The organism is Streptococcus sp. 10824 (assembly GCF_013276595.1).
In the GTDB taxonomy this organism is placed as follows: Bacteria; Bacillota; Bacilli; order Lactobacillales; family Streptococcaceae; genus Streptococcus; species Streptococcus pseudopneumoniae.
In genome coordinates this window covers 1-607 of the sequence record NZ_VMLH01000118.1, presented here as the reverse complement: position 1 = coordinate 607, position 607 = coordinate 1, and the positions used below count along the sequence as shown (strand labels likewise).

At 35.9% G+C, this 607-nt stretch carries 1 protein-coding gene and 1 pseudogene; both read left to right on the top strand.

Annotated elements, in window-relative coordinates; all coding sequences use genetic code 11:
* Positions 1-182, top strand: a 182-nt coding sequence (locus HT701_RS11275) for a hypothetical protein (protein ID WP_205403486.1), incomplete at its 5' end; no start/stop codon positions are given.
* Between the two features lie 199 nt (positions 183-381).
* Positions 382-503: pseudogene (locus tag HT701_RS09930) on the top strand (ISL3 family transposase); the annotation flags it as partial.
* Positions 504-607 lie beyond the last annotated feature (104 nt).

Genomic DNA, 607 nt, shown 5'->3' with positions numbered 1-607 from the left:
CTGAATCACCTGAATCACCATCATTATACTCTTCTACAACATATATGTCAAGTATTTTCCCAATGTTTACCCAATATTTATCTAAAATTATGATTCGGACAACTCCCCCTAGTCTGGTCAAAGTGGAAATTGGTCTAAAACAGATTTTTATGGTGGAATTTAGTGTGAGACGTTTGAGTTAGAAATGAGCTCTACTATGACAAAACATAAATACCTGACCCTTTCAGACCCTCATGAATTCTCTAGGCTGGAGATTTTGGCTCTATAATATTTGTAGTAGGAAAATCCCCTATGGATATTATGGAGCCTATTTTGTTGTAGAAAAAAAGTCCCATAAGATCTATAATGAAAAGCAACCAAACCATCATTAGAAAGATTCATATGGAACAATTACATTTTATTACAAAACTACTCGATATCAAAGACCCTAATGCCCAAATTATGGATATCATTAATAGAAGGAAATCATTGCTAAACTGGATTATGAGGCTCCATCTTGCCCAATTCGATTCAGAAGAAGTTCATCATCGCTTAGAGGATTGCATTTGCCCTGACTGTCAGGAAGAGCTAAAAGAGATTGGAGCGAGCCTTCAAGGCCAAGAATTAG